The sequence below is a fragment of the Limosilactobacillus mucosae genome (assembly GCF_046939755.1).
Taxonomy (GTDB): Bacteria; Bacillota; Bacilli; order Lactobacillales; family Lactobacillaceae; genus Limosilactobacillus; species Limosilactobacillus mucosae_A.
On record NZ_JBKZAY010000003.1, the window covers coordinates 37,407 to 64,235 of the forward strand.

The window sequence follows — 26,829 nt, forward strand, 5'->3', positions numbered from 1 at the left end:
GTGGTGATCAAATGGCTAGAAAAAACTACAGCTTCGGCTTTCCAGTCGGCTCAACAGCTTATGAATGGCTGGAAGCACAGGATAACAAAACTTTGTCGCTTAGTCTGGCAATCGATTTTCTCGTTCAAGTGTATGGCAAAGGCGACTTCATGCAGGTCGTGATGGGGGCAATGGCCAACAACGTTGCGGATCCGGCTGACTTGCTGGCAGAAAAGGTTAATCAGATGAACCAAAAGCCAGAACCAAAACAGCCGGTTTCAAGCACTGCTTCTGAAGAAGAATCAAAGGAAACGGCTGAAAAGACGCTGGCAGGCAAGACTGTTAGTGCACCAACGCCAGACAAAAAGAAGATTGATATCAGCATGCTGTCAACGGAGCGCGACTCATGAGAAAGCAGGCGGCCCTGGCTATGATTTTCGGCGGTATGATCATTGCCTTGCTGGCGTCAATTTTAGGACAACTGGCGCAAGGTGATAAACAGCTGATCAAAATGTCAGCCGGATTGATTGTGCTGGGCGCAGTCATTATATTTACCGGCGCCTTACTTGGATTAGAGTAACGGCTGATCTTGGGGGAGATGGTGTGATGCACAAGGTTAAGGTTAAGCTGGCCGAGATACTCATTGCACTGGTGTTAGAGCAATGGCTCGGCTTATGGACGTATTTATTGATAAAGCTGTTTTGGTTCAACAAGATGCTTGGATTTGCACTGGCACTGGTCATGATTGTGATAGCGCTGGTGGCCGTAGCACTCGTAATGGAACCAAAGGATTAGAAAAAGGAGATTATAGCCATGAACACAATGGAAATTTATGAAGTAATACCTATAACGGGCTGAGGAAATTGATCCCAACTCGTTCCCAACAGCCACGATTATTGTTTAAGCCTACGGCGGTCGGTTGATGCCGATTGCCGTTTTTTAAAAGGAGTGAAAAACATGTCAACTAGCTTAACCTTTGGCGCTATGTTGCTGATTATTGGCTTGTTCATTAATTTATTGGCGCTGGAGTGGTCGATTGAGCACGACGACAAGCGATCCATCGAAGTCTGTGTCGCCAGTATGACGGGGCTGATAATGGTAATGTTTGTCTACGCGATGATTCATTAGGGGGGTGATGATAACCATGAGTATTTTAGAACTTATTATCATAGCGGTTATTGTTTACTTTGTCGTTGACTTGCTCTTGCGTGTATTAGGCGGAAAGATAGCTGAAGATAGCCTGACGATGAATGATCTATTGGCAAGGTTTTTCTCTTTTGCAATTGGACTAGTCATTAGTGATTGGCATTATCTTATATTTCAAGTGGAACTAAGCAGGCGGCGGTCAGTAATGATTGCCACTTTTTCGTTTGATAACAGCAGAATTCATGACAATTAATCGTTGTCTGTCAAAAACATTTGTTGACAACCGTTTGCACAAAGCGTAGTATTGCTCGTTGAGATTTTTGAATCTCATTAGATTTTATAGGTACATCTGGGAAAAGGCGGACTGCTTTATTTGGGGCAGGACCGTCTTTTTCCATACAAAAAACAGCCGCTAGACTCATCTAACGACTGCTTGGCACAAGGTTGTGTTGTATTCAATTTATGTTGAGTATACGGGAAAACCGATCTTTAATCAATCGGCCAGCTCTAGAAAAAATCTTGCGTCATATCAGTTATTAACTCATAATGGATAGGATTATGAAATTGCTACCACAAAGGATGGTGAGTGGTCATGGTCGCAAGTGATGCCCAGAAACGGGCCAGACAAAAATGGGCAAGTCAGCATCAAGATAAGCTGCGTATCTATCGCTATCGTTCCTATGCCAGGAAATACGTCCGCGAGATCGCAACTGATGGTGACTTGCAGGAGTTAATTGAGTTAATTAAAAAACGTAAGGAAAAATATACGGCTGGTAAATGCTAGAAGATTAGCCTATAAAATGAAAACATAAAAAGGAGGACTTCTGCATATGGTAAATATTAACGAGACGATTGCGAACGTAAACAAGCTTGATCCAGAACTCGCACGCCAGGTTCGTAAATACGTGCGTGATCATAGTTATGGCCTGGTGTTTGAAAATAATCTGCCGGAGGCCGTACGGTTATACACGAAGACTGTTGCTGTCGGTGATACAGTGAATATCCGTCCGGATCGGGGAAAGAAAGAGCACAATGAAAACAAGGTCGCATGGAACGTCAAGACTATAAAAGACGATATAGCAACCATTGAGAACGGTAAGGAAGAGTGTAATGTTGCTGTAGAGGACCTTGTCCCCATTGTGTCGTACCGTGATGTAATTTATCCTGGTCTTCATGAAGTAGACCGCATTGAGCGTGGCGACAAGGATGATCCGTACCAAGTGGTAGTTAATGCCGAGAACTATCATGCACTTGAGATGCTCACGTACTGTTATGCTGGTAAAGTAGATTGTATCTACATCGATCCACCATATAACACGGGAGCTAAAGATTGGAAGTATAATAACGACTATGTTGATAGTAACGATCAGTACCGGCATTCAAAATGGCTAGCATTCATGGAACGGCGTTTGAAGCTAGCGAAGAGACTACTCAACCCGAAGGATTCCGTACTTATTGTCACGATTGATGAAAAAGAATATGCCAGGTTAGGATTGCTCCTTGAGCAGATGTTTCCAGATGCCCAGATACAGATGACAAGTATTACTATTAATCCGTCTGGTGCAATTAGAAAAAATCTTTTTGCTAGGTCTGATGAGTATGCCTATTTTGTGTTACTTGGAAATGCTCATGTTATCCAGCAAGAAGGAATTGGAGATGAAAAAGAAGTCCGGTGGTGGTATTTGAGGCGGTTGGAATATGCATCTCGAAGAGGAACAGTTAAAGGTGGCACTGCGCAATTTTATCCAATATATATAAATAATGAAACACAGCTTATTGAGAAGATAGGGGATCCAATCACTCCTGATATTGATAGATTTAGTGTGCCGGATATCGATGGGTGCACAACGGTTTTTCCTGTTAGAGATGATGGAACAGAAATGAATTGGGGTGTGAAAGGTGAAACATTACAGTATTTGTTGGATGAGCATGTAGTACAGGTGACGAAGAATGAAAAATCTTTATATCAGCCATTTACTATTAAATATCTGAGCGCAAATTATAAGAAAAAAATAGAAAGTGGAAGATGGGCTATTAAAGGATATAGGCCAGACGGGTCCAAAATTGTTGTTGAGACTGGCGGAAAAATCAACAGGACCACAACAGTTTGGACTAATAAGATTTATGATGCCAAGACCTATGGTACTGTGATGTTGAAGAACATTGTTGGGAATGATAAGTTCTCATTTCCAAAATCATTATATGCTGTACATGATTGTCTAAAATATTTTGTAAAGGATCAGAAAGATGCACTAGTTGTTGACTTTTTCGCAGGTTCTGGTACCACTTTGCAGGCAGTAAATCTTTTGAACGCCGAAGATGGCGGCCATAGAAGATGCATTTGCGTTACAAATAATGAAGTACCAGCAGATCGTAATGGTGGAGAACATAATGCAAAAGATATGATGTCAGAAGGCCTTCGCCCAGGCGATCCAGATTGGGAAAAGTATGGTATAGCAAACTATGTTACCTGGCCACGTACAAAGTGCAGTATTGAAGGGGTGGATATCAACGGAAATCCACTACAGGGAGATTATGGTCATCCATCAAAGGATATTGATTTGGGTTATTCGCTTCCTATGTCCGATGGTTTCAAGGCAAATGCTATCTTCTTTGACCTAACATATGAATCTGCATGGCCAATACGTCTCGATAACGCATTCGATGCCATTGCGCCGATTCTCTGGATGCAGGCAGGATGTAAGGGACCAATTATTCATCGTGTTGGTAAGTCGTATCTGCTTACTGATTATTACGGCGTTTTGTTTGATTATGGTCAGGCTTCAAAGTTTGTGGATGCTATAAAGAAGCATCCGAATATTAAGACCGTGTTCGTTGTGACGGATGACCAGAGGCGTTATTCGAACATGTGTAGGCGTCTTCCTGACATTGGGGTACATCGCTTGTATGAGTCGTTTTTGAAGACGTTTAAGATTTGTGGTGAAGGGGGTCTTGACTAATGAAATATGAACTTTTTAATTTTCAAAAGGATGCGGTCAGCTCTCTCTTGAAAAAAATGCGTGCAATGAGTAATAGCTACGAAAACGATGGAGAATTTTCCTCTGTGTCTTTAACAGCTCCAACTGGTGCAGGTAAGACGGTTATTTCTGCTGCCGTTGCTGAGGGCCTATTTTATGGAAACGATACGTTCGAGGGTGATGACCATGCGGTTATCCTGTGGTTGTCGGATTCACCAAGTTTGAATGAACAGACAATGAAACGGTTTGATGCCGCAACGGACTTACTGAACGGTGCAACATCTATGGAGACTGTTGGACCTGAGTTTGCTAGAGCACACACCCGTCTGATGCCTGAGCATATCTACTTTCTAAATCGTCAGTTGCTTTCAAGGAAGAGTAAGCTGACAAATGATGCCGAGGGTGGTAGAACTTTTTGGGACGTACTAACAAATACTATCGAAGATACAGATACGCATCTATATCTATTCATTGATGAAGCTCACAAGGGTCTTGGAAAAGATGCAACAAGTGACTCAACCAATAAGACAATATATGCTAAGCTCATTGACGGGCAGGTTGGCTTAAATCCGCCAATGCCATGTGTTGTTGGTGTTTCGGCAACTCCTGAGCGGTTCAATGTTGCAATGCGCGGACGTAAGAATCGTGATATGAAGGCTCCTGTTGATGTACCTATCTCCGCAGTACGTGCATCAGGGCTGATAAAGGATGTAATTGAACTACGCACGCCAAAAAAACGGGCAAATACACGCCACCAAGACCTAACGCAAGCATGTGTGAAGCTATCCCATGCATCGAAATTATGGAAAGATTATTGTACAAAGAATAGTATTCAAACTGTTGTACCTCTTATGGTCGTACAAGTTGAGGATAAAGTGACGAAGGAAACCTTGACAGAACTCTGCACGCAGATTCTCGAGGTATGTAAATGGCTAGAACGTGACTGCTTCGCGAACGTTTTCGGTGAACATGATGATATCGAAACTGCCGTAGCGAAGATTCCATATTGTTCACCTGAGAATGTGTCGGAAAACACGGGTATTCGTGTTCTTTTCGCCAAGGATGCCATCTCCACAGGTTGGGATTGTCCTCGTGCTGAAGTTATCTACTCACGTCGTAAGCGTAATGACCCTACTTATATAGCTCAGCTTATTGGGCGTATGATTCGTACACCATTGGCTAGACGCATTGAATCCGAGGAAGGACTTAACAATGTAGCTTGCTATCTGCCGGAATATGACTCCGAAACAGTTGAAGAAGTGGTTGAGAAGCTCAAGGAAGATAATGTAGCTGTTGATGAGAACGACGGTATCCTAAAAAATCCTGCAGATGTCAGCTGGTATGGCGACACGAGACGTAAAGCCGAAAAGAAGCTAAAGACAAAAAAGGCGCAAAATTCAGAGAATCCTTCTGATGACAACAGCTTTGAAGGTGCCTCGCCAGTGAATGAGAAAATTGACGAATATGTAGAAGATACGAACGAAGAGATGCCTAATGATGACTTGGGAGAATTCGATGTCGATACAGACGATAACGAAACTATCGAGGAAATCGAGGACGCACTTAAACATATGCCAAATGTTGACTCAAAGCTCATTAAAGAGAGTTTTGAGTCCATCATTACGCGTCAGGTACGTCATGACAAGCCAAATGCGTTCATGGATCTGTGGGACTGCGTTGATATCATTTCTTCGGACATTGACAGTGATTCTAACTTGAACGAGAAGATTACTAAGGATTTCTGTAATAACGTGGATGCAGAAATAGAAAGGAATCCATCTGAATACAAGCGTACTTACAATGAGATTAACAGTACAGTCGTAACCGTGAAGAGAATTGATCCGTTGACTGGCGCAGAGTATGAGGATCGCGAGGAGTCGGTTGAGAATGATTCTGACCGTATGACTGCATATTATCATAAGGCTATAAGTACGTTCGCTGGTGCATCAGATGTTGTGAATGAGTATATCAACCACTATATGGTCGATAGATCCGTTGATTATAATAAGGCAGTGGCACGTATGAGTGCTGTTGCAGCATGCTTTGAGATTGTACAAAGTCTTGAACAATGGGCAGAGAAGACGACACGCGAGCTTCTTGATGAGTATGGTCCATCAAGATATGCAGTAACTGAAGTGAATAAGGAAAAATGGGATCGTATAGAAGGAAATACCTTGCCATATGTTGAGTCAACACTAAATATTAATGCTAGTGTGAGACGCCAGAATATGGACTACGACTGCTATCCAAAACATATAATCAGTGATGAGAATGGGTGGGCATATCTAAAACTCAATGACCTTGAAAAGAAGGTAGTTAAAACAGAGTTGTCACGTACACTAAACGTAGCTTGGTATAGAAATCAGTCGCGTAATTTAAATGCGGCTTTAGCCATTCCATATAAACTAGGTGGCGAGTGGGAGAATATGTATCCCGACTTTATTTTCTTCCAGAAGACGAGTAAAGGGAAAATCATTCGAACTATTGTTGATCCGCATGGTGACTGGCTTGGTGACAGTATTGCAAAGCTCAAGGGATATGTGAAATATTTGAGAGAACATCCAGATATGTTCGGTAGTGTGCTTGCCGTTGCAGATGAGAAGGTTGATAATGTGCAGAAATACCTTTATCTAGATTTGATGGACACAAAAGTACAGGGTGCTATTGATGACTTTTCGGGTAGTTCCGCAAAAGATCTTTTTCTAGGTAACTTGAGTCACCCATATATTGTGAAATCAGACGAGTCAGATATTAATGAATAGCTAACTCAAAAAGCGCCTCACGGTCAACGATCGTGGGACGCTTCTTTTATTGATGTAATTAATTTTTGACGGCCTGCCAGATGCGATGCCACTTGAACGCATCACCCAACAAGACGATTAAGTAGGTGCCCAGCATTAGGGCGTAATGCCCCTTAGCCAACTGCCAGCCGGTGATGATAAGTAAGATGACGCTTAACTGGTTGAAATTAACGTGCAGGCGGTGATAACGACTAAATTGGGAGTAGTTGCGGTGCTTGAGCCGCCTGAGGTTACGCTCGGTCTGAAAGGAGATCAGCATTTCCAAGACAAAGGCCAAGATGGCGACGATAATGATAGGGGTAGTAGGCTGCATGATGTTACCTTCCTGAGCGTTTGAGTCGTAGGGTTACGCCGGGCTGGTCCACGTACCAGAAACAATCGTCTTGGTACTGGCGGCCAAACTTATTCAGCATGAACTGACGGTACATACGCGTAGCCTCAATATAGATCCGAAACTCATCATAAACTGTGTAGTCATCAATGTAAATCACGTCTTGAAGCAAAAAATCGCTGGTGCGGTAGTCGCCACTCAGTTCAATCCATCGATCACCACTAGACTGGTAGAATTTAAAATTATGAATTCGATTAGGGACGGTTTTTAAGCGCCTGGCGTACAGATATTTCAGTTCAACATCGGTTAATTTGTTTGCGTATTTCATTGCTGTTACCTCATGTTGATAATATATTAATTATATAGCAAATTGATATAAAATAATATTGAAAAGTTAAAATTTAAAAATAATGACTAGCATTTGAATAGCAAATTGCTATTTTTATGTAAATAATGCTATACTGTAGCTATCAATTCACAACCAGAGGGGGCTATTTGAATGGCAAAAGAAAAAACGGAAAGAACTGCCTATTCGTTCCGCTTCATCAAGGACAGTCAGACGGTGGCCTGGCTGAACGCGCAGGAAAACCGGACCGTCTCGCTGGATCTGCTGATTAAGATGGCAGCCAACAAGTACGGCAACGTCGATCTGCCAACGCTGCTGGCCAAGTGGGCCACGGAGCACGAAGGTTCCGATACAGAATCTGATGAAAAGAAGTAAAAGAAAATCAGTCAGTCTTCAAGCGAGGGCTGGCTGATTTTTTCATATATGGATTAAATATAAATTGTACTGAATCATATATGGATTAAATATAGATTGTACTGAATTATATATATGGGGAGAGTGTCATGATGATGCTCATATATGCGTCATATATAGATTAAATATAGATTGTACAGAATCGTATATATGGGGATAGCACTGAGGTGAGGCTTATATATGTACTGTATATATGTTGTACAGAATCATATATATAAGAATGGAATAAGAACGGATCCATATATAAGCTAAATATATATCGTACTGAATCATATATATGAGGGCAGTGTCAGGACAGAGTACATATATGCGCTATATATGTACTGAATATATATTGTATTGAATCGTATATATGAAGATGACGGCAAGGTGAAGACCATATATGCGTCATATATATACTGTACGGAATTGTATATATGTAAATGGAATGAGGACGGATCCATATATACACCATATATGTCTGCAGAAAATCTGCAGAAAAATGTTAGTGCAAATGCCAATATACCAGTATTCTTTAAACTTTTAGTCTAAAAAACCTGCAGAAAACGTACTGAATCACATATATAAACATATGTTCTGTTAGAGGCTAAAAAATAAACCACCGATCGTGGCAGGAAACATTTTATTTCAGCAGCTGCAGACGATGCCAGAAGGCCCATTCCGCGTCTACGATGAACGACTGCGGAATGCCAAAGGTCTGCATCAGTGCCTCAGGAGTCTGAAAATGCCAGCCATGCGTCCAACTGTACCGCAACAGTAGGCTGATGGCCGTGCGATTACCGGAACTCTCGTACTTTTCACAGACGCTGACGTACTCGCAGGCATAGGCAGGCGGATCCTGATCAATGATATGGCCGATCTCATGGGCCAGGGTAAAGGGACGCTCGTTGACTGGCTGCCAGTTTGGATTGTACAGCACGAGACGCTCCTTGGGATTCGCCTGCGAGGGCCAGTCATGCGGCCATTCGCAGCAGGTTACGACTGTAATGCCGTGGTGCCTGCAGTAGGCCAGCAGCCAGTCGATTACTTCGTCCATCGTCATCACTCCCGCCTCAGTGGTTATTGATCGTCATTCTCGTCGTTTTTGATCTGCGTGTCCAGGTAGGCTTTCAAGATGGCCTTCATCGACTCGCGCTGGGCATCAGAGATCTTAATGCCGCGGTAGCTGTGCATCTCATCAACCAGATCGTCAACGCTTTTAGCTTCTTCAGGCTTGGCAACATTGGAACCAGACTGTCGCGCATCGAATCGTTCTTTTTTATCGGTAACGCCCATCAGCCAGCCTTCGTCAACATTTAATGCACGGGCCATGGCGCCGAGGTTATTCTGTGAGGCTTTGTATTTACCCTTAACGTAATCAGAAATGGAGTTTCTTCCAATACCGGACCTTCTCGACAATTCGGATTGAGTCATATTGGATTCACTTAAGGCCTGTCTTAGCCTTGATTGAAAGCTATCCATGGTGGATGAAGCTCCTTTCTCTATTTTTAATTTTGTAAACTTTTGATAACAAAATTTTAACACAAATCGGTATGTCTCGAAATGACTACGAGACGGCTAAGAATGGGGGCAAAATATATTGACTTTAGGACAAGGCTATTTTAATATGTTGTTGTTCGGATAAATGTACAAATCATATGGTGAAAGGGAGTGATGATTTGAACAAGGAATATGACTACTCATTGTTAAAAGGCAAAATGGCCGAAAAAGGATATACATTAACAGATCTTGCTGAAGCCATGGGAATTGCCAGGTCTGCGCTTAGTCGAAAAATAAATAATCGGGCTAGGTCAGGATTCACACAACGGGAAATGGTTAGCATTGCCAAAATATTAGATATCAATCTTGATAACATTAATCGCTATTTTTTTTACATTCGTTGTACGGAAAACAGAACAAAATGTAAGAATTTAAAAAAGTGATCATTGTAGGAGACAGTGTAAACAAAAAATTACAAATTGTAAAAACCGAGGTGATTTTTATGAGTGATCAGCAGACGATCCTAATGCTGGCCCGCGTGCTTAAGAGTTCGGATCAGGCGATCATGGTCAATCAATTGCTGACCTGGCAGTATGAGGAAGTCCGCATCAACGATCCGGAAGACTTTCATGACGGACGCTGGTGGGTCTATATGCCAATTCGCGAGTGGCAGGAGCAGCTGAGCTGGATCTCAGAACATACGATTCGACGCAATTTGAAAGAACTAAAAGAGCTGGGCCTGATTCGCATCGGCAACTTTAACCCAAATAGATATGACCGTACCAGATGGTACACGGTCGATGAGCAAGCGCTGGAGAAGAGGATTCAAAAATGTATCGCAAACAAATAACGCTCCGGTTTCCTGAAGAGCTGTATCAACAGCTGCAACGAGAAGCGGAGCGTATGGGGATAAGCGTCAATGCGCTGATATCGATTATTTTGAATGATTATCTGTAGCAATCTAATCTTTGTCTTGATTTTTGAAATGTTGATCAAGAATGAATTCAATTTCACGGCCAACAGAACGCTTATGATCCGCTGCAGATTGCTTCACGATTTCATAAAGTTTTTTATCCATGCGTAAAGTAAAACGCTTGTCCTCGCTACGTGTGTACCTATCAGTCATTGTGATACTCCTTTAATATTTTGACGTCTCTTTGACACCATTATAAAAGTTTTTGAGATTTTATCAAATCACCATATTGACGTCAAAAAGCATATCGAGTATATTATTCATCAAGAAAGGATTGACGTCAAAAATATGACAAAAGAAAGAATTAGATTAACATACCGCTTGACTGGTGATCTCTACGACAAGATTTCTAATCGTGCGAAGGAAAAAGGTATCACGGTTAATGCTGAGATTAATAGTGTTCTGTGGGAGTACTACAACAATTTAGACAGGGAGGATGATCAGGATGAACGACGAACAGTTTGAGAGGCCAAGCTATTACTCAATCATTCCAGCAACCGTACGTTACGATAAACGACTTAAAGCTTATGAGCGCCTGATGTTCAGTGAAATTACTGCTTTGAGCAATAAGTATGGCTATTGTACTGCTTCTAACAGCTATTTTGCCTCACTTTATGAGGTTGACAAAACGACAATCTCGCGCTGGATCAATCATTTGAAAAATCTTGGCTATTTGCAAACGCAAATGATTAAAAATGGACGTGCTGTTGCCAGTCGACGAATCTATCCAAACATGGATCCAGTAGGAAGACCCTGCAATACCCCTATTGATCGAAATGCAACACCTATTGATCAAAAAATCAATACCCTATTGATCAAAGGATCAAGGGGGTATACGCAAAAGGATCAATACCCTATTGATCGAATTGCTAAGGAGAATAATACAAGAGTCAATAATACAAGAGTTAATAATACAAGCATCATCAACAGCAACTATGCAACTAACAGTGAATATATACATAGCGACACGAATGCTTCTTCGCTAGCGACTGATGATGATGTTAGACGGACACAATCTGGTCAGGCCTTGGCTCAGTCAGTTGCTACTGCCGCGCCTGCTCAACTACAACAGCCTGCTGTTCAGCCACAACATCAGTCTCAAGCAAGCAATTGGACGGAGCCGGCTGATCCAAGTGGTCCTGACTCTTTGGCTGATCCCAATGGCATGAACCCAATTTTCAAGATCTGGGGCGATCTCTGGAGTTGGCCGAGTTCAACAACGATCGCTGACTTGACTGCATGGGTGAAAGAGTTTGGCTCAGAGGTCGTGCTTTACGCGATCAAGAAGGCGGCGACGGCTGATGCCAGTCGGCCTCATGCTTATGTGGCGGCGATCATGCGCGGCTATCGCAACGCCGGAATCAAGAACCTGGATGACGTTAAGGCAGCTGAGCAAGCCCGTGATCAACGCAATCGGCAGAGCTACGGACGACAACAGTATGGCCGTGGTGGCGGTCGGGCCAACGCTCAAGAGCAGTTGCCGGACTGGGCAAAGCAGGACGACGATGATGAGGGGCAGACGAAAACCATTGAACAGCTTAATTATGAGCGTTCAGAGAGAGAGTTGCACCGTGCGGTCGTGCTCCATCGCAAGCTGTATAACGTTGATCTCGAGAGGATTTGCCACAGCCTAGATCAACCGGACGGCCACGGCTATCTGTCGGCAAAGGCACCCAAGTTGTTTGAACAATACTGCGAACAGAACAATCTGGATGTTGTTGAGCAAATAAAAAAAGCCCGCAAGACTGCGGACTTTGATTCATCAATTTAAAAACATTCGAAGTTTGATTTACGTATTACAGATTAGCTGAAAAATGCTGATAAATCAAGCTTCTAGCATAAAAAGTGTTAGGAGATTTTAAAAATGATCACTGTAAAAGATTTTAACCAAGCTGCTGAAGCCAAGGGCTTCACGACTTCCGTTGACGCAGCACTAGGCTTGATTCTACTCAAGCACCATGACACGACGGTTTGGGCGATCGCCATCCACAAGGTTGGCGTGGCCAGTCAACTGGCTCCCCTCCTGAAGCTAGACAAAGCCATTCAGGCACGAGATCTGGCGGAAACTTTGGCTAAAACCGATTTGGCTGACCGCTACGCTGATATCTTTGATCTTTTCTAGGAGGGGTGCTTATGCAGGAAATTAAAAAGAGTGATGACGCGCGGCAAACCAAGCTTTATCAGCGGTTTGGCAACCTTCCGGTGCCGGAAGACTTGGTTGACTTTTACCAGCACCTGGATCCCGCGGACCTGGTTGAGTTCGTTCAAGTCGAGAGCGAGTACGTCAACGTCATTCAGGGCACGCGGCTGCAGCTTGGCCGAGTCTATCGGGCAGCTCAGAAGCTGTTTGCACACGCTGGAAGCCGGTCTGACTTGCACGAAGCAATGACTTTCGAGAAATGGGTGCGTGCGCACGGTCAGTCGAAACAGACCGCGCTTCGGCTGATTACACTAGCTGATCAGGTGGATCTGATTCAAGCACAGGCTTTGGATACCCACGACGATGGCCAGCTGATGGTTGACAACTATTTGACACTCAGTCAGAGCGATCAAATGGCGATTGCAGATGGCAAGGTCGACGAAAAGGTCGTTGGCATGTTGCTGCATGCCACGCCAGATATGCGTAGATCGCCGATTTGGAAGGGCATGCTCAAGGAGTTGCACGAAAGTCGGCAGGCAATCGAGGCGCAGAAAAAGCAACTGCAGAACCAGACTGATCAGATTCAGCAGCTAACCCAGCGCAACAGCGATCTTGAGAGGTCACGATCCGATTTTACGGACCAGCTTTCGGCCGAAAAAGAGGAGACCCGCCACTTACAGCTGCAGCTGGCCGAAGCACAGGCACAAGAGCCGGAACCAGTCGAGGTCCCGCCGGCTGACTATGATGAGTTGAAAGAGCGGCGCGTAGAGCTTGAAGCCCAACTTAAGGACACCGAACAGACGCTGGAAGAGGTCAAAAAAGAACTGCACGAAGCGCAGAGCACATCAACGGGGAGCTACTCGCAAGAAGATATCGATGATCTGCAGGCGCAGCTGGCAGAGCTGACGCAGCAGAATCAGGCGCTGACCAAGCAGGTCAAAGCGCAGGCAGCACATAAAGATTCGCGACAGAAAGCCTTTCAGACGGTTTCGGCCCGCTCAACCGATATGCTGTCGGCGCTCCCGCGGACGCTGGACGTAATGGCCTTGGCCGGCGATATTGAGCAGCTGACGGATAAAGAGCTGCAGCAGACGGATCTGCCCGCTTTAGCCAACGCACTGGAAGACAAGGCCAGTCAGTTGCGAAAGCTGATGCACGAGAGTCAGCGAGTGGTTGAGGGCGACTTCTCAGAGATTAAGGGGAAGGGGGACGATGGCGCATGATGTTTGCGAAAGGCAAGTACGTCAACATTGACGGCCTCTCCTCGCAGGCGTACTACCTGCGGGTCCCACCAGATAAGCTGCGAGAGTTTCAAACGGCCGTCTTAAAGGCTAGTCACCACGACTATCTGGCTCTGGCCACCGATCAAGGCTGTCGTCTGCGCGCGGTCCTGCTTGAGGGCCGACTGATCCGGCAGCTGCCTAAAAACGCCCGCGCGGTCGGGGACTGCTTTGCAGTCCTGTATGGTGCTGATAGTCGGCCCTTGATGGCCGTTGATCTGGTGCAGACGATCCCAAAGTCGGTCATGGAGCGCACGTTATCCAATCTGGCCGCTAAGATCTACTTGCCGGAAGCACGGCATCAGTTGCCAAAGTGAGGCGGGTATGATCAGAAACGGGAAGAATCAAAGGCCGACACGGGCACAAGTACGTGAGCAGCAGCTGCATGACCTGATCAAGGGCAGCTGGGAAACCGAAGAGCAAACGGAGGCGCGGTCAGACGATCGGCATATGGTCAGCGACTTCATCATGTCGCTGGTCGTGATTCTCATTCTACTGGCCGCCGGCTGGATAGCAGCCGTGTTTTTAAGGGGGCTAAAATTATGAAATTCTGCTATGTCGTGTCGCGAAAGGAAGGCGAAGACGTAGAGCCAATTGCGGTTTTTCGTCGCCTTAAACCGGCACTGAAATACGTTAAACGTCACGGTATGGAGCCGGAAACCGCGAGGCAGGACAACGCCTATCAAGGTCTGCTTGAGCAAGGGTGGGTCGTTGACTTTGTACCGGTAGCGATGCCTGAGCAAACTGCCAGCACGGCAATGGCAAAAACCAAGCTAAGCATTGGCAAGGCAATTTTGAAGGAGTGACCAGGTTGAATCGATTGTCGGAAACCAGAAAGCTTCACGGAAAAACGTTGGCTGAAGTTGCTGATGCTATTAATTTGGCGCCAAATACTATTAGCCAGTATGAGAATGGAAAACGAGAACCTAAACTAAAAATTTGGCAGGAAATGGCTGATTACTTCAGCGTTTCAGTGCCCTATCTACAGGGATTTGATGAGTGCAAGCCAGCGACTAATCGCATCAGGTACCTACGTGAGAAAAACGGCTTGAGTCAAAGTGCTTTAGGTGGGCAGATTGGGGTCTCACAACAAGCTATTAATAATTATGAGAATGGTACACGCGAACCAAAGCTTAAAACTTGTCAAAAACTTGCTGACTGCTTCGGCGTATCAATCCAGTATCTGCTTAAGCTTGACTCAGATACTAATCAGACTAAGGGTGAACTGGATTTGGCATTAGCTCAGGCAACGAAAGAATATAGCTTGAGTGATCGGCAGGTTCAGGAACTGAAACAAGAACTGCTCGCTAATCTATGGTTCCAAGCCAAATGGATTAAGGAAAAGGAGTGTGAAAAACATGACACAACGGATTTCCAGTGAAAAATGGGCCAAGATGGCCGACTACATTGAGCAAAACATGGACGGATACGACTTGATCGAACGGCACGGCTACTGCCTGGGCGTTAAATTACCGGACGTGGCCGCCTGGCTGGAGTTTACCGAGACCAAGGGTACGATCGCCATTGATATCATGGATCACCCCGAAACACCGATGGACGGCCAGATTCTGGAGTACTCCTTTGGCTACAGCCTCGAGGCCATTCCAACGATTCTGGCAGTGGCCAACCGGTATCTGGTTGAATGCGGCGGCTTTGAACAGGCCGTCTACCAGAAGAACCACGGCAAGCGCTTCGCTAACTACTACGATGACGAGATCCGCAAGCTGATTCCCAGCCGAGGCGGCTCGAACCGCACCTACGTCTACGTGGTCTATGAAATCTTCTACGATGAGCAGGGCGATACCACCAAGGTCGGGAGCTATAGCTTCTTGTACAAGGCCGATGCAGAGCATTACCTGAAGAAATTGCAGGCGGATCAAAAACCAAACCGCTTTGCCTATCTGCGGACGCAGAAACTGCTCTTGAACGATCAGGTTGATCGTAAGAATGTGACCAACATCTGGGTTGATCCAGAAGTTGCCCACGCTAATCTATACAACTACGCACCGCAGATTCCAATGGCCTTCAGCCAATTCAAACGGGCCAGCGACGAGGGGACCACAAAGTTTATCCACGACGTTCAACAGATCGTCTTGGATCCGGATTCAATCAAGGGGCGTGTCTCATGAACAGTGAAAAACAATACACAATGGCCGATGTTTACAAGCAGGTCTACGAAGAAACCGGAATCCTGCCCGTTCATTGCCTCTGGCTGGACGATCAAAAGATGACCAAGGCTGAGATGCTTAAACGGGCGCAGGAAACCAAGCGCTTGATGTTATTGGCGTTTGAAGAAGTCGATAAGGAAAGAGGCGATCCAAAATGACGATTACCAACGGTCAGTACCTGGTACGTAGCGGTCAGACAATCCGTTACAGCAACCATGGTCAGGAAAGTCTGCTGGTCGGTGAGATCACCGAAAACAGCAGGGATTATGACGTCGAACTCTTCTACGGTCCCAGCCGCTTAATTTTTTACCGGACGATCCGGTTGAAGAAACGGGCTGGCTGGCACCGCATCAGGCAAGAAAGAAGGAGATATCAGCATGTATAGCGACAATCCAATTAAGGAACAACGGCGGCGCCGGATCACAATCAGCATTATCGCCGTCCTCATTATCAGTGGCGCGCTGTTCGGCTTTCACTTTTTTCATAGCTACCGCCGGACCAACACCACGGCGCAGATCAAGCTGATGAGCAGCAGTACGCCTACCGTTGTGGTGTTCTACTCGAAAACCTGCTCCGACTGCAAGCGGGTTGCGGCAACCGTACATAAGGCTGACTACGAAAGCCGCCTGGCCGACAACGTGATTGGCCTGGGTGATGCGGCAAACAAGCAGCACCACGTTGCGTACGTTGAGTGGCAGAACGGTCATGATAAACGGCTGTTTGAGCAGTACAACGTCAAGTCGGTACCGACTTTCATGGTCTTTCAAAACGGCCAACCGCAGCCACTGGAAACAGTCAATGGCTTGCCGGTCTATCAGTACAGCGGCACCGATAAGCAGAAAATCAAGCAGATCTTCCAACGGCTGACTTTGGAAGCGCAGGTGACGGAAAATCAAACCAACTAAGCAACTGATCGCACAACGGCGAAATCGTCGTCGGCGTGAATGGGAGAACAAGGTTTACTTCAGACGGCTGATGGCGATTGGTAAGGCGCAGGAAAATCTTTCCGAAACCATGACCGCAGAGCCGGCGATTGCCTTTTGGACTGACCTGATCGGCATGCCCAGCGAACACGTCTGTGTTGAGCTGACCAGCCTATCCACTCGATACGGTGCTGATGAGGTGATCGATTGGATCAAGATTGTTTACACTAATGGGTTTTCAGATGCAGATAAGGCGATTGAGCGGATCAGCAAAGCGCTGGAGCTTGACTATAAATACAATCAATCAAACCTGTAGCAGGTAAAAACTATCGCTTAAAAAGGCTTTTAAAACGTTTTAAATTAAAAGGAGAGATTCAATGTTAAAAACATACGGCTTCCGCAGGGCGGCCAAATACATCAACCAAACCGGGATCCTGGAACAGACCTACACGGCCAAGATCATGAAGCAATTGCGCGATGACGTCCGGCTGGTACCAAAGATTCACCGGCGTCGCTACACGCAGGAACAGCTGGATACCTTTGTCAAAGAGGTCCGGCCGCGCTAAAGGAGGAATTTTAAATGAACCCGACAAAGAAAAAGGCAGCCCTGGAGCTGCAACTGACGGACGAGATCAAAAAGGATCTCATGGACGATATCGACAAAGCGCAGACAATCAGTCACCACTGGGAAGGCCAACTAGACGGGACCGATCTGTTACAGACGTATTATCCAGAAGCGGCCAAGGCCGGCACGACGCCGTTGATGGCCGACGTATTGGCACTGCATTTGACCTACTGGCTCAACAATGAGGGCATCTGCTATGCTCAACCGCGCATGATGAAGTACCGGACGCGGATCTCAATCAGCGGTTATCCGGTGAATGAAGGAGTGGATTCAGCTTGGCTGACGGATTGGTTTGCAAAGCGCAACCAGTATATCCTGGACGATTTGAGCACGGCGAAAGCCATTGCAGAGCAGATCTTGCAGAACGAAGCAAATAACGAAGAAAGCGAGGAAGCAGACGATGACGAAGGTAATGAAGACTAATGCCCGCGGGGAAAAGAAACGTTTTGACACTGTAGATGGCATGATGCCATTTGCCATCAGCGTTAACACGGACGGCTACGAGGGAGATAATGCACAAACGGATATCATCATCGAAAACGACGGTGCCGGTGTCTTGCATGACGTGGCCGTTGAAATCAACGGTGAGGTACAGTACTTCAGCAACGTGAAGCAGCTGAAGTTTACGACAATGGGCAGTCTAGAGCGTGAGGATCTGGCCGAAATGCTACGCTGGGTGGCTGATCAGCTTGATGTCTAGGCTAGAAAGGAGCAGTCATGCTGGATGAGCTTAAACGCCTCCGAGGGGCCTGGCAGAAAAAGCTGGCTAAGTTTTACGAATGGCATACCGAACATGCTATGCAACGCAAACTGATTGTCTCCGGCACGCTGGTAGCCATTATGGCTGCCTTGCTGATTGGTACGAAAACGGCTCCCAAACAGTCGCGCTTTACTAACACGCCGCTGAATACACAGGAATCGTTTGGTCAAAACTCCAGCGCCACAATTGCCATGACCTCGCGGCAGTACAACGCAAAAAAACACTTCATGGTGATCAAATTTCAAGTGCAGGCCAGCAGCGGTCAGGTGATCAATCCACGCAGCATCAAACTGAATGCCAGCACGCTTCAGCACCAGGACGCCAGCTACCAGGTCCTGCCCTTGGCCAACAACAGCTATGTAATGGTCATCAGCAATCTGAAGCCCGGCTATCAGGCCCTGCAGATTGTGGCCACGAATAAGAATCCTGATCTAAGCCAGCTGACGACGACTGATGAGGACTACGACGGGACCAGCTCATCGTCCTCGTCAGCAGTCAGCAATGCCAACAGCAATCAAGCCAAGAACAAGTACAAGTTCATCATCAACGAGAGCGACAAGTTCATTGACAATACGCTGGTCCAAAAATCGCAGAAACAGTACGCAGTCGAATCGCTCAACGGCTCAATCAAGAACCTGAACAAGAGCATTGACAAACAGCAGGCCGCGATTAAGGACTATCAGGCGCAGATTACGGCTGATAAGGTGGGGATCGAACAGATTCAAAAGGATAGCCAGTACAAGGCTGATGACGATTCCGGCTCGGACACGATTCGCAGTGCGCAGTCTGATATCACCAATCAGCAGGCTAATATTGATCAGGCCAATAAAAAAATCGCCAAGTACCAAGAACAGATCAAGCTTTATCGCAAACAGATCCGCGACATTAAAAACGGCAGCTACCGCTTTATCGCAAGCAAGAGTACGGGTGAATTGAAATAATTTAGTTGAGATACGAAAGGGGGCTAGGCTCGGCAGATCATGGGTCTGTCGGGCTTTTTTTATGAAAAAATACTTGATTTTGGTATCAATCGACGAACGCATGATGGTACCGCTTTGTTCGGACACGTTTAGTCCGGATATTCTGCTGGTTTTAATCGCAGGCATCTGCAAAACGTTTACGGAACTTTATGACGATAAAATGCCATTGCAGAATGCAATTGTAACGATGGCTGAATTTTATAACGTCTGGGATCCTACTAGCAACGGCACCGTTACGATGGATTATCTGCTTAATCATGATGACGAGGTGCAATGGGCAAAGCTCGAGGAGGCTTACGAAGCAACTGAGGACGTTGGGCCGTACGATCTGCTCGGCTACCCGGTTTATCTAAGCGTCCGCTCATATTTAAATGGCAAGGGATACGTTTCGGAGGAGGATATCGATGAGTACTTCAAGAATCACCCAGAGTCAGATAACTGATCCGCGGTGCTGGTCGTTTGCCAGACGGGCACTGGCAGAAAAACGCAGCGAAACCAAACGCAAGCCATTCTGGTTTTGGATTGAAGTGGAGCTGCCCAACCAGAAAAAACAGTGGTATCAATTGCCAAAAGATCTGCAGTTTGCTATGCGGCAGTATCTGCATGAGCGGCCAAAAGAATGGGCAAAAGTTTTAAATGGAGCGTTGATCAACGTACCACAATCCGATTATGACGATCAAGGTTATGCCAGCCTCACGCTGGGTATGATTCGGCAGGTTAAGATTCGTCGTCAGCACACCAGCATCAGCCGGCAGGTATCGCGCAGTCAGTTCATTATGCCGGAGTGGACCTGGTATGGATTGGCCAACAAAAAGCAGATCAAACGCTTCATGTTTCACGATCATGACACTGGCAATCGTAAGAATATCTTGGCCGCATTACGGCACTGGGAAATACAGTTCTTGTTGAAAAAATATTTTAAGATTGGAGATTTTTAGCATGGGATTTGAAACGATACACGAGATTCGCAATCGATTCTTTATCAAGCACGAAACGCCAGAAGAAATTGCCGATACGATCGACTATTCAGAGTTGCTGGAGGAATTTAAAGAGCTGGGCATTGTCTTTGACGATCATGGCACTCTGACTTGGCACGGGCGCAAAATCGGCGGCATGAACAAGAGTTATGCCGTTAGCCTGCTACGGAAAATGATGGTGCGGATCATCATCAGAGAATTCATGATTGATGATCAGGTAAATCAATATGAGGCGCTCGAAAAACAGCAGATTGCACTGACGGTTATGAAAATCTCACCAGAAATTATGGCCATGGATATCGACTTTCACGATCTAATCAGCGTTTTGATTGACCAGGCATTTACTTTTGATGCAACAAAATCGAAATGGATTGAACTTGAATACGCCGGCCAAAAGTTGGGTGCGTTTGTCAATCCGTATTCCAGTCAAAGTACAATCGCTGATACAAACTATGAGGCCGTTGTGCAGATCTTAAAGTTGCTGATCACGCCATTTATGCTGAAGAACTATCAGCCAGCTGTAAAAGTCGTTCTGAATGAGGAGGACGAGTGAAATGAGCAATGGAATATTAACTATGTTGACTATGGTTGCTACTAGCGGTTGCGTCTTGATTTTTGGAATTATCCATCGTTTAAGCTGCTGGAAAAAATCGTTGACGTGCTGAATATCGATATGAATGAGTTCCGCGGATTGAGTTAAAAATTGGCAGGCCGGTCGGTAACGGCTGGTCTGTTTTTTTAGAAAAAGTCGGTTTAATTGCCGACTTAGAATCATTTGATTTTTACGTGGCGAAAGTTTGAAAAAATCAAAATCTATTTAGAATTTCTAAATAAGTCATGTAATAAATAGCAATACATGATGTAACTAATGCGTAACTACAACGTGTTAATAGCCCATACAGGCGAGAAAATTGGCACTACTGCCCGGATCCCCGCCACTGGTGGGCCGCCGACTTGTCGGTGGTAGATCCCCCTTATGCTCTTTAAAACTTGTGAAACCATAGAAGGAGTGAATCATGACAACTTCAAAAATCGCAATCAAAATTGATGAAAAAATCTACGAAAAAATTTCGACCGCAGCCAAACAAAATCATGTTAATAAAACAGAAATGCTGGAATTGATTGTGGAGAATTATTTTCACGATCAGACCATTGAACGAGGAAACGCAGAATTAAAATCGATCATACGAGAGTACAACGATAATCTCGCCGCAATTTCAGAAAATCTGAAAAAGCTGGCTGGCGATTCGGAAACGACAAAGAATTATATTCGGATGTTTTTTGAAGAGTTGACTGGCGTATATGATCCAGATGACCTTGATGGCAATGATTTCAAAAATTAAAGGAGTGAGATTGATGGATCTTCAAAATCATTTTTCAATTCGGCTATATGACAAGACGGTAGCTAACCTTAATTATTTGTTGGCGCAATGGAATGCCAAACCATTTTTGATTAAACGAATGCCAGATAATCGCAGTGCCCTGATCAATATGTTGCTGACTGACTACTCAAACTATCTAATAGAAGAACAACGGCAGGACAAAAAGAAAAGCTACGATCAAATTGCAGCTGAACTTAATCACTCAAGATCAGAACGTGAGACCGTTGAAAAATTGCATCGTGAAAACGAGAAGCTGCACAAAGATAATATGCAATTGCTCAATCGATTGAATGAACTTTATTATCTGCAAATGATTGCAACGAAAGTTTTAATCGAGACTGGCGGCTTAAACGATCTTGAATCGATGTTTGAGTTTGGCAGTACCGAGTACAAAATTCATCAGGCTTTGCAGCAGTTAGTTGACGAAGACAATAAGCGACTGTTCGTAAAAACCAAGAATCAAAAAGGGTGATCAAAATGCGAGTAAAAAACAATCAAGATTTCTACCGGGCACTTCATGCTTTAGAGGAAGATCCAAAATGGTTTGCACATGTTGGACAAGAGAGCGGATTGGATCAGTACATTGACGATGGCGATCCGCAGACGGACGTGAAAACAGTTTTGGAGGATCGAAAACGACTGAAAAAAGTCCGCAAGATGCTGCAAGTTAATCCGCAAGCATGGCGCACTGGCAGCAAGCGCGATACGGTCCGCTTGGTCGTAACGTACTATGCTCGGTTCGGTTTGAGTTACAAAGATATGTCGGGGATTCTGCACATTCCAGTCAGCACGCTTCGGCATGGTTATCCGCCATTTAAAGAAAACGAGGTGATCAATTCTGACTTGCGAGTTGAGCTTAAGGACAAGTTTGGCAAGCACGTTCAATTGTAAAAACGAGGTGATCAGATTTGTATATGACCAAAGACGGTGAGCAGTCGCCGGATATCATCTATACGCAGACGTTTCACGTGGCGCAATCAAAGTATCTGGGCTATACGGAACGGAAGGAAGCCATTAATCCGGAGAAAGATTTTGAGCTGGAAAATAATCCATATGCTGATCAGATTCAAAAGGATCCTGACGAAAAATTTGCCGGCTACATTGGCTATACGGATCGGCAGGCCGCTACCAAACTTGAGCGGGGGGTCGATAAGAATCGCTATCCAACTTTTACAAAAGATAGTCTCAACATTGACAATCACCAGCACCAGGAACTGATCGATAATCTCAACCTGGCGCAGAAAAATAAGACCATGCTCTGGGCCGGCGTGATCTCGTTCAGTCCAGAATTTATTCGCGAGGCGGGGCTGTATGACGAGAAAACTAAGACGGTTGATCAGCGGGCCATTAAGTTGGCAGTGCAGAAAGCCATGCCCGGTTTTTTGGCGCAAGAAGAACTGGATAATTCAGAAACTTTCTGGTGGGGCGACGTGCATTTGAACACGGATCACGTCCACGTGCACCTGGCCATCAGTCAACGGCAGAATACACGTGAGCTGAAGAATGGAGAGCCGGTCGGTATGTTTCATACCAAGTCACTGCGCCGGCTTAAGTCTGACGTCCACCATGAGCTGGCACGATCAATCAATCGTGAGCGCGACGTTGAGCTGGACAAAGAGATTGATCACCTGCGGAAGGATCTGGTCGAGAACGTGCAGTGGCTGGTGCGGCATGATGCTGATCAGCAACAGCAGCTTCAGACTATCTACTGGTCGCTGCCTCAGTATCGCGACAAACGCAAATGGCGGGCCAGCAACCATAGCAAAGTCTTTCATGAGTCGCATGAGCTGACTGCAAAGTTGGTTGATAATCTTCTGAATGATCAGTTGCAAGATTCCTACCAGCAATTTAAAATGGCCGTGCACGAAAAGGATACTCGCAGTCGAAAAAAATACGGTCAGCATATCAAAGATACGGAAAAAAGACGCGATCAAGCCTTGCGCGAATTTTTGGCCAATCGGGTGTACGACTATCTGCGTGAAACAGATGAGCAGCAAAACAGTCAGCAGACACTGGAAAAAATTGCCGCACAAGGCGTTGACGAGAATCTTAAGCAAATTGAGTTGGAGAAGCAGCGACTCAGCATGCTGAAGCCATCGTCAAATGAAGCTAAAGCCTTAAAAAAACGTCTAGGGCTGCGTCGTCTCTATCTGCGTCAGGTCAATCTGGATGCACGGGCGAATGCCATTGATAATCAGATTGCCAAACTAAAAAGGCTGCACGACAAGTCGCCAGCCAATGAGTATTTTTTAAACGTACTGAAGGAACAACGGGAACTGGTTACGCTCAAAAAACTGCCGAAATTTGAGCGGACTAAACAGGGGCTGACCAAGCGTTATCGAGAACTTTCAAAACGCTATGTCAACGTGGTCAAACTGCCGATTCAGGCAGCCAGTCCAGAAGTTGTCAGTGAACGAATTGATCAGCTAGGCAAAGAGCTAGGCGTTATGCTCAAGTATCCGGATTCGCCGACTGTACAAATGATGCTACCGAATCCCGGCAGTCCCTATGGCTTACAGAATGCGGTCTATTATTATCAGATGCAGCAACAAGTGTTGAAGCTGAAAGGGCAGATTTATGAGAACAACCGGCAGTATAAAGACGATTTTACCAAACGGAATGCAACGAATCGGCCGCTGTTCCAGCGATTAAAAAAGAGCTACGCGATGCTTGAGAATGGTGAAAAATTGGATCAAATGATTCAGCATCGGCAGGAGTTTCTGGAGCGAACGCAAAAGCAGGCACAAGCAAGATATCAGACACACCGCGGCAGTTTGCGGCTATTGTCTAATCTGGATCGCCTGATGAGTGGACTCCAACGTGACGGCAGAGCAGAGATGAATGCCATGCGCAAGCACTTGGACGATGATGATGAGATTGAGCGTGCTGATCGAGAAGAAGAACGTGAGACGCGTGAGATTTGAAAGCTAGAAGCATCTGTCATTTCCGTACAGCGAAAAAGTAAACCATGCTATAATATTAATAGAAAAAGCAAGGTCGCTTTAAAGCCGGTCTACTTGGTTGGTCCCGCTAAGTTTAGCGTACTAATATATACTTAAATCGTATTCCTCACGTATGTGGGGGTGATCCTTACTACAAAATGGACGCCGGCTACTTTAACGAGTATTCCCCACGTATGTGGGGGTGATCCTGATATTAATATTAGGGATATTGCTTTATAGCAAGTTTCCCCACACAAGTGGGGCTGCGGTCGTCGTATGACGGCCTTTTTTTTTGGCGAAACTTGCGTAAATCCTAGTTCTGATGATGATTAAAACCAGACTTTAAATGGGGGCCTTTTTATGGAAAATTACGATCTGGGCCTGATTACCAGCCTGGAGCATGGCGCGGCCAAAGGGATCATTCTAGGCACGCAGGAGCCGTTTGCGATCAAGATCAAGACCGATGCGGCGGATTCCTTAATGCAGTATATGGTTGTGGCCATTAATCCAGACCATACTGATTTTGTTTATCAAGAATAAGGAGAGTGATGGATTATGTCTGCAAACGTTAGACGACAACCAATCAGTCAGGAATATTTTGAAGAAAAAATGCTTGATTTTTATAAAAACTGTAATGTCAGCCGGCCATTAGCGATGAAGATTCTAACCTTCTGCAAGGATATGATTCCGCTGATGCTGATGGGAACGCCTGAGACGGTTGCACGCGTCTGTTATCGAGAATATACTGGCGAAAAGCTGTAGGGGGCGGTTAAAGTGCCCTATGTTTTGATGTATCAGGCGCGTAGCAAACAGCGCTGGTATTGGACGATTGATCAGAAATTCACCTCAAAAGAGAACCGCGAGTTTGTGATCTGGGAGTCCTTGACCGGCCTGCATCATGACTTTGAAAACCTGAGACAGGCTTATCCAACGCGGTTTCGATCCAAACGGCCAGATAGCTTTTTTGCTCTTGATCTACAGGATCGGGAAACGCTGCCCTTGGCTGCGATTGCGGAAAACGATCCGGAGGCGCAGGAAACTTCTACTCGCTACGTGATTACGGTGATGCGGAATAGCGAGATGTATTATTTTCGCAAGTCCACCAAGAAATTTGAACAGACTGACGCGAAAGCATCAGTTTGGCAGGAATTAGCTGCACCAATTGAGTTGGCTCAGAAGATGGCTAAAAGCAAAACGATCTGGGCACACAATAAAAAATGTGATCCAGAAACGTTGCGTATTTTTGATTTGGCCAGCGATGAGTTTGTCTGGGAGCCTTCAAAAGAGGATCAGGTGACGGAGCCAAGCTACATGCCATTGTTTCAGACAATTGAAAAGCGCATTACCGCTCATCTGCAGAATAGTTCGCGAATCAATACTGATGCAGCAATAAGGCACAATATGCCAACAATCGACTGTGATCTTTGCGAAATGCTGGCGGCAGTTGGTATTCTGGTACAGGGACTGGCTAAGAAAACCGCGGTTGACCGATTGCTGAATACCTATGAGAAGAGCATTCTTCAAGACTTCCTGCACACGATAGAGTTAACAGATCTTGATCAGCTTGATCAGTCAGCGTTCTTGGCTGCTTTTCAAGCATCGCGCCTGGAACGGCGAAAAATCAAGGATCTTAGCATCTTTTTAACAGCGCTGGCAGAGTCGTTTGACGTAAAAAAGTTCTTGAATATTCTGCAGAGCAATCCGTCATACGGTAACAGTTATTCTTTCAAGGATAAGGAAACGGCTGACAAAATCAGCAGTTTGATTAGAACACGATAATAATGTTGACACACGTGCTTTAAGGAGGCTCATTTTATCTTCCGTGATTATATCTCGAATTTCTGCTAAAATAAAAATAACGCAACTGTAAAGTCGCGTTATTAGGGTTATTTATTTACAAGAGGCGATCGGCTATTATTCAAAAAAGTAGTCGATTGCCTTTTTGTGTTCCTTGTGGCCTTTCCAGGCATAGTACAGATAGGCAACCAAAGCGAAAGTGAGTACAGCTGCCAGATCATACTTGTGATCGGCTAGTGTTACTCCTAGCATAATTGACAAAAACGTAATGGCAAAATGATCAGTCATTATTATATCCCCCTTAGACGTTTATTTTATATAGAAAATGTTCATAGTAGTGAACGTTTTCTATATTTTTATTATACTATCATTAGTACAAAAATCAATATATTTGAATAATATTATTGA

At 45.2% G+C, this 26,829-nt stretch carries 44 protein-coding genes; 38 read left to right on the forward strand and 6 right to left on the reverse strand.

The genetic code is table 11. The features are described 5' to 3' along the window. The first annotated feature begins 11 nt into the window (after window positions 1-11). From ACLUWI_RS01875 to ACLUWI_RS01910, 8 genes are all read left to right on the forward strand, one after another. Entirely contained in the window at window positions 12-389 is a 378-nt protein-coding gene (locus tag ACLUWI_RS01875) for a hypothetical protein (RefSeq protein ID WP_412145924.1), read from the forward strand. Beyond that, complete coding sequence (locus ACLUWI_RS01880; RefSeq protein WP_278758220.1) at window positions 386-559, forward strand: hypothetical protein; 174 nt, start codon at window positions 386-388, stop codon at window positions 557-559. The genes ACLUWI_RS01875 and ACLUWI_RS01880 overlap by 4 nt, the downstream gene beginning before the upstream one ends. Window positions 560-585: 26 nt before the next feature. After that, the gene (locus ACLUWI_RS01885) at window positions 586-774 is read left to right on the forward strand and encodes a hypothetical protein (RefSeq protein WP_412145925.1); all 189 of its coding nucleotides are present in this window, start codon (window positions 586-588) and stop codon (window positions 772-774) included. 162 nt (window positions 775-936) lie between these two features. Then, complete coding sequence (locus ACLUWI_RS01890; RefSeq protein WP_278758218.1) at window positions 937-1,107, forward strand: hypothetical protein; 171 nt, start codon at window positions 937-939, stop codon at window positions 1,105-1,107. A 16-nt stretch (window positions 1,108-1,123) separates the two neighbouring features. After that, entirely contained in the window at window positions 1,124-1,378 is a 255-nt protein-coding gene (locus tag ACLUWI_RS01895) for a hypothetical protein (RefSeq protein ID WP_412145926.1), read from the forward strand. 339 nt (window positions 1,379-1,717) lie between these two features. Then, a complete protein-coding gene (locus tag ACLUWI_RS01900) occupies window positions 1,718-1,909 on the forward strand; it encodes a hypothetical protein (RefSeq protein ID WP_289579440.1) in 192 nt (63 codons plus the stop codon). A 46-nt stretch (window positions 1,910-1,955) separates the two neighbouring features. Then, the gene (locus tag ACLUWI_RS01905) at window positions 1,956-4,085 is read left to right on the forward strand and encodes a DNA methyltransferase (protein WP_412145927.1); all 2,130 of its coding nucleotides are present in this window, start codon (window positions 1,956-1,958) and stop codon (window positions 4,083-4,085) included. Further along, window positions 4,085-6,865 (forward strand): DEAD/DEAH box helicase, encoded by a 2,781-nt coding sequence (locus tag ACLUWI_RS01910; RefSeq protein WP_412145928.1) that lies wholly within the window; start codon window positions 4,085-4,087, stop codon window positions 6,863-6,865. The genes ACLUWI_RS01905 and ACLUWI_RS01910 overlap by 1 nt, the downstream gene beginning before the upstream one ends. A 58-nt stretch (window positions 6,866-6,923) precedes the next feature. Here ACLUWI_RS01910 and ACLUWI_RS01915 read toward each other — a convergent pair whose 3' ends face one another. After that, window positions 6,924-7,217 (reverse strand): hypothetical protein, encoded by a 294-nt coding sequence (locus tag ACLUWI_RS01915; protein ID WP_270359987.1) that lies wholly within the window; start codon window positions 7,215-7,217, stop codon window positions 6,924-6,926. Between the two features lie 4 nt (window positions 7,218-7,221). Next, window positions 7,222-7,563, reverse strand: a complete 342-nt coding sequence (locus ACLUWI_RS01920) for a hypothetical protein (RefSeq protein ID WP_278846658.1) — start codon at window positions 7,561-7,563, stop codon at window positions 7,222-7,224. Between the two features lie 171 nt (window positions 7,564-7,734). Between ACLUWI_RS01920 and ACLUWI_RS01925 the strand changes: the two genes are divergently transcribed. Continuing rightward, window positions 7,735-7,956, forward strand: coding sequence for a hypothetical protein (locus tag ACLUWI_RS01925; RefSeq protein ID WP_270359985.1), 222 nt, complete (start codon window positions 7,735-7,737; stop codon window positions 7,954-7,956). A gap of 661 nt (window positions 7,957-8,617) precedes the next feature. On the opposite strand, the gene ACLUWI_RS01930 is transcribed toward ACLUWI_RS01925, so the two are convergent. Then, window positions 8,618-9,037, reverse strand: coding sequence for an ImmA/IrrE family metallo-endopeptidase (locus ACLUWI_RS01930; RefSeq protein ID WP_412145929.1), 420 nt, complete (start codon window positions 9,035-9,037; stop codon window positions 8,618-8,620). A 17-nt stretch (window positions 9,038-9,054) separates the two neighbouring features. Then, a complete protein-coding gene (locus ACLUWI_RS01935; protein WP_412145930.1) occupies window positions 9,055-9,456 on the reverse strand; it encodes a helix-turn-helix domain-containing protein in 402 nt (133 codons plus the stop codon). Window positions 9,457-9,653: 197 nt separating this feature from the next. Between ACLUWI_RS01935 and ACLUWI_RS01940 the strand changes: the two genes are divergently transcribed. From ACLUWI_RS01940 to ACLUWI_RS01950, 3 genes are read left to right on the forward strand one after another with little or no spacing between them, the layout of a single operon-like run. After that, a complete protein-coding gene (locus tag ACLUWI_RS01940) occupies window positions 9,654-9,917 on the forward strand; it encodes a DUF739 family protein (protein ID WP_412145931.1) in 264 nt (87 codons plus the stop codon). Window positions 9,918-9,976: 59 nt separating this feature from the next. Next, a complete protein-coding gene (locus tag ACLUWI_RS01945) occupies window positions 9,977-10,324 on the forward strand; it encodes a hypothetical protein (protein ID WP_412145932.1) in 348 nt (115 codons plus the stop codon). After that, on the forward strand, window positions 10,306-10,431 hold the full coding sequence (locus ACLUWI_RS01950) for a toxin-antitoxin system HicB family antitoxin (RefSeq protein WP_412145933.1): 126 nt from the start codon (window positions 10,306-10,308) through the stop codon (window positions 10,429-10,431). The genes ACLUWI_RS01945 and ACLUWI_RS01950 overlap by 19 nt, the downstream gene beginning before the upstream one ends. 4 nt (window positions 10,432-10,435) lie before the next feature. On the opposite strand, the gene ACLUWI_RS01955 is transcribed toward ACLUWI_RS01950, so the two are convergent. Next, window positions 10,436-10,600, reverse strand: coding sequence for an Arc family DNA-binding protein (locus tag ACLUWI_RS01955; RefSeq protein WP_412145934.1), 165 nt, complete (start codon window positions 10,598-10,600; stop codon window positions 10,436-10,438). A gap of 292 nt (window positions 10,601-10,892) precedes the next feature. Between ACLUWI_RS01955 and ACLUWI_RS01960 the strand changes: the two genes are divergently transcribed. The 26 genes from ACLUWI_RS01960 to ACLUWI_RS02085 all read left to right on the forward strand — a co-directional run bounded on the left by ACLUWI_RS01960 (window position 10,893) and on the right by ACLUWI_RS02085 (window position 26,403). Then, window positions 10,893-12,218 carry a helix-turn-helix domain-containing protein gene (locus ACLUWI_RS01960; RefSeq protein ID WP_412145935.1) on the forward strand — a complete coding sequence of 442 codons (1,326 nt, stop codon included), beginning with the start codon at window positions 10,893-10,895 and terminating at the stop codon, window positions 12,216-12,218. Between the two features lie 93 nt (window positions 12,219-12,311). Beyond that, complete coding sequence (locus ACLUWI_RS01965; RefSeq protein WP_289579460.1) at window positions 12,312-12,569, forward strand: hypothetical protein; 258 nt, start codon at window positions 12,312-12,314, stop codon at window positions 12,567-12,569. Between the two features lie 11 nt (window positions 12,570-12,580). Then, window positions 12,581-13,810 carry a hypothetical protein gene (locus tag ACLUWI_RS01970; protein WP_412145936.1) on the forward strand — a complete coding sequence of 410 codons (1,230 nt, stop codon included), beginning with the start codon at window positions 12,581-12,583 and terminating at the stop codon, window positions 13,808-13,810. Further along, window positions 13,807-14,184, forward strand: coding sequence for a hypothetical protein (locus ACLUWI_RS01975; protein WP_412145937.1), 378 nt, complete (start codon window positions 13,807-13,809; stop codon window positions 14,182-14,184). Before ACLUWI_RS01970 ends, ACLUWI_RS01975 begins: the two co-directional genes overlap by 4 nt. Before the next feature lie 7 nt (window positions 14,185-14,191). Continuing rightward, on the forward strand, window positions 14,192-14,413 hold the full coding sequence (locus tag ACLUWI_RS01980) for a hypothetical protein (RefSeq protein WP_412145938.1): 222 nt from the start codon (window positions 14,192-14,194) through the stop codon (window positions 14,411-14,413). Beyond that, a complete protein-coding gene (locus ACLUWI_RS01985) occupies window positions 14,410-14,673 on the forward strand; it encodes a hypothetical protein (RefSeq protein WP_412145939.1) in 264 nt (87 codons plus the stop codon). The genes ACLUWI_RS01980 and ACLUWI_RS01985 overlap by 4 nt, the downstream gene beginning before the upstream one ends. Before the next feature lie 5 nt (window positions 14,674-14,678). After that, window positions 14,679-15,248 carry a helix-turn-helix transcriptional regulator gene (locus ACLUWI_RS01990; RefSeq protein WP_278769256.1) on the forward strand — a complete coding sequence of 190 codons (570 nt, stop codon included), beginning with the start codon at window positions 14,679-14,681 and terminating at the stop codon, window positions 15,246-15,248. After that, the gene (locus ACLUWI_RS01995) at window positions 15,226-15,996 is read left to right on the forward strand and encodes a hypothetical protein (RefSeq protein WP_412145940.1); all 771 of its coding nucleotides are present in this window, start codon (window positions 15,226-15,228) and stop codon (window positions 15,994-15,996) included. Before ACLUWI_RS01990 ends, ACLUWI_RS01995 begins: the two co-directional genes overlap by 23 nt. After that, entirely contained in the window at window positions 15,993-16,193 is a 201-nt protein-coding gene (locus ACLUWI_RS02000; RefSeq protein ID WP_006499485.1) for a hypothetical protein, read from the forward strand. Before ACLUWI_RS01995 ends, ACLUWI_RS02000 begins: the two co-directional genes overlap by 4 nt. Next, window positions 16,190-16,420: a hypothetical protein gene (locus ACLUWI_RS02005; protein WP_412145941.1), complete on the forward strand. Its 231-nt coding sequence runs from the start codon at window positions 16,190-16,192 to the stop codon at window positions 16,418-16,420. The genes ACLUWI_RS02000 and ACLUWI_RS02005 overlap by 4 nt, the downstream gene beginning before the upstream one ends. After that, window positions 16,413-16,940 carry a thioredoxin family protein gene (locus tag ACLUWI_RS02010; RefSeq protein ID WP_412145942.1) on the forward strand — a complete coding sequence of 176 codons (528 nt, stop codon included), beginning with the start codon at window positions 16,413-16,415 and terminating at the stop codon, window positions 16,938-16,940. The genes ACLUWI_RS02005 and ACLUWI_RS02010 overlap by 8 nt, the downstream gene beginning before the upstream one ends. 70 nt (window positions 16,941-17,010) lie before the next feature. Beyond that, the gene (locus ACLUWI_RS02015; protein WP_412145943.1) at window positions 17,011-17,274 is read left to right on the forward strand and encodes a hypothetical protein; all 264 of its coding nucleotides are present in this window, start codon (window positions 17,011-17,013) and stop codon (window positions 17,272-17,274) included. Window positions 17,275-17,335: 61 nt separating this feature from the next. Beyond that, the gene (locus ACLUWI_RS02020) at window positions 17,336-17,524 is read left to right on the forward strand and encodes a hypothetical protein (RefSeq protein WP_412145944.1); all 189 of its coding nucleotides are present in this window, start codon (window positions 17,336-17,338) and stop codon (window positions 17,522-17,524) included. Window positions 17,525-17,538: 14 nt separating this feature from the next. Next, window positions 17,539-18,006: a hypothetical protein gene (locus ACLUWI_RS02025; RefSeq protein WP_412145945.1), complete on the forward strand. Its 468-nt coding sequence runs from the start codon at window positions 17,539-17,541 to the stop codon at window positions 18,004-18,006. Beyond that, window positions 17,984-18,283 carry a hypothetical protein gene (locus ACLUWI_RS02030; protein WP_412145946.1) on the forward strand — a complete coding sequence of 100 codons (300 nt, stop codon included), beginning with the start codon at window positions 17,984-17,986 and terminating at the stop codon, window positions 18,281-18,283. The genes ACLUWI_RS02025 and ACLUWI_RS02030 overlap by 23 nt, the downstream gene beginning before the upstream one ends. Window positions 18,284-18,300: 17 nt before the next feature. Then, window positions 18,301-19,284 (forward strand): hypothetical protein, encoded by a 984-nt coding sequence (locus ACLUWI_RS02035; protein WP_412145947.1) that lies wholly within the window; start codon window positions 18,301-18,303, stop codon window positions 19,282-19,284. A gap of 61 nt (window positions 19,285-19,345) precedes the next feature. Next, window positions 19,346-19,765: a hypothetical protein gene (locus tag ACLUWI_RS02040; protein ID WP_278757856.1), complete on the forward strand. Its 420-nt coding sequence runs from the start codon at window positions 19,346-19,348 to the stop codon at window positions 19,763-19,765. Further along, window positions 19,728-20,261, forward strand: a complete 534-nt coding sequence (locus ACLUWI_RS02045) for a hypothetical protein (RefSeq protein WP_412145948.1) — start codon at window positions 19,728-19,730, stop codon at window positions 20,259-20,261. Before ACLUWI_RS02040 ends, ACLUWI_RS02045 begins: the two co-directional genes overlap by 38 nt. A 1-nt stretch (window position 20,262) precedes the next feature. Further along, the gene (locus tag ACLUWI_RS02050; protein WP_278757853.1) at window positions 20,263-20,853 is read left to right on the forward strand and encodes a hypothetical protein; all 591 of its coding nucleotides are present in this window, start codon (window positions 20,263-20,265) and stop codon (window positions 20,851-20,853) included. 463 nt (window positions 20,854-21,316) lie between these two features. Continuing rightward, complete coding sequence (locus ACLUWI_RS02055; RefSeq protein WP_278757851.1) at window positions 21,317-21,643, forward strand: hypothetical protein; 327 nt, start codon at window positions 21,317-21,319, stop codon at window positions 21,641-21,643. 13 nt (window positions 21,644-21,656) lie between these two features. Further along, window positions 21,657-22,154 carry a hypothetical protein gene (locus ACLUWI_RS02060; RefSeq protein WP_289579382.1) on the forward strand — a complete coding sequence of 166 codons (498 nt, stop codon included), beginning with the start codon at window positions 21,657-21,659 and terminating at the stop codon, window positions 22,152-22,154. A 5-nt stretch (window positions 22,155-22,159) separates the two neighbouring features. Next, on the forward strand, window positions 22,160-22,573 hold the full coding sequence (locus tag ACLUWI_RS02065; protein WP_278757848.1) for a hypothetical protein: 414 nt from the start codon (window positions 22,160-22,162) through the stop codon (window positions 22,571-22,573). Window positions 22,574-22,596: 23 nt separating this feature from the next. Next, window positions 22,597-24,606, forward strand: coding sequence for a relaxase MobL (gene mobL, locus ACLUWI_RS02070; RefSeq protein WP_412145991.1), 2,010 nt, complete (start codon window positions 22,597-22,599; stop codon window positions 24,604-24,606). Window positions 24,607-24,984: 378 nt separating this feature from the next. Further along, window positions 24,985-25,164, forward strand: a complete 180-nt coding sequence (locus ACLUWI_RS02075; protein WP_412145949.1) for a hypothetical protein — start codon at window positions 24,985-24,987, stop codon at window positions 25,162-25,164. Between the two features lie 15 nt (window positions 25,165-25,179). Further along, on the forward strand, window positions 25,180-25,386 hold the full coding sequence (locus ACLUWI_RS02080) for a hypothetical protein (RefSeq protein WP_412145950.1): 207 nt from the start codon (window positions 25,180-25,182) through the stop codon (window positions 25,384-25,386). A gap of 12 nt (window positions 25,387-25,398) precedes the next feature. Then, on the forward strand, window positions 25,399-26,403 hold the full coding sequence (locus tag ACLUWI_RS02085) for a hypothetical protein (RefSeq protein WP_412145951.1): 1,005 nt from the start codon (window positions 25,399-25,401) through the stop codon (window positions 26,401-26,403). A 135-nt stretch (window positions 26,404-26,538) separates the two neighbouring features. Here ACLUWI_RS02085 and ACLUWI_RS02090 read toward each other — a convergent pair whose 3' ends face one another. Further along, entirely contained in the window at window positions 26,539-26,709 is a 171-nt protein-coding gene (locus tag ACLUWI_RS02090; RefSeq protein WP_270638088.1) for a hypothetical protein, read from the reverse strand. Between the last annotated feature and the right edge of the window lie 120 nt (window positions 26,710-26,829).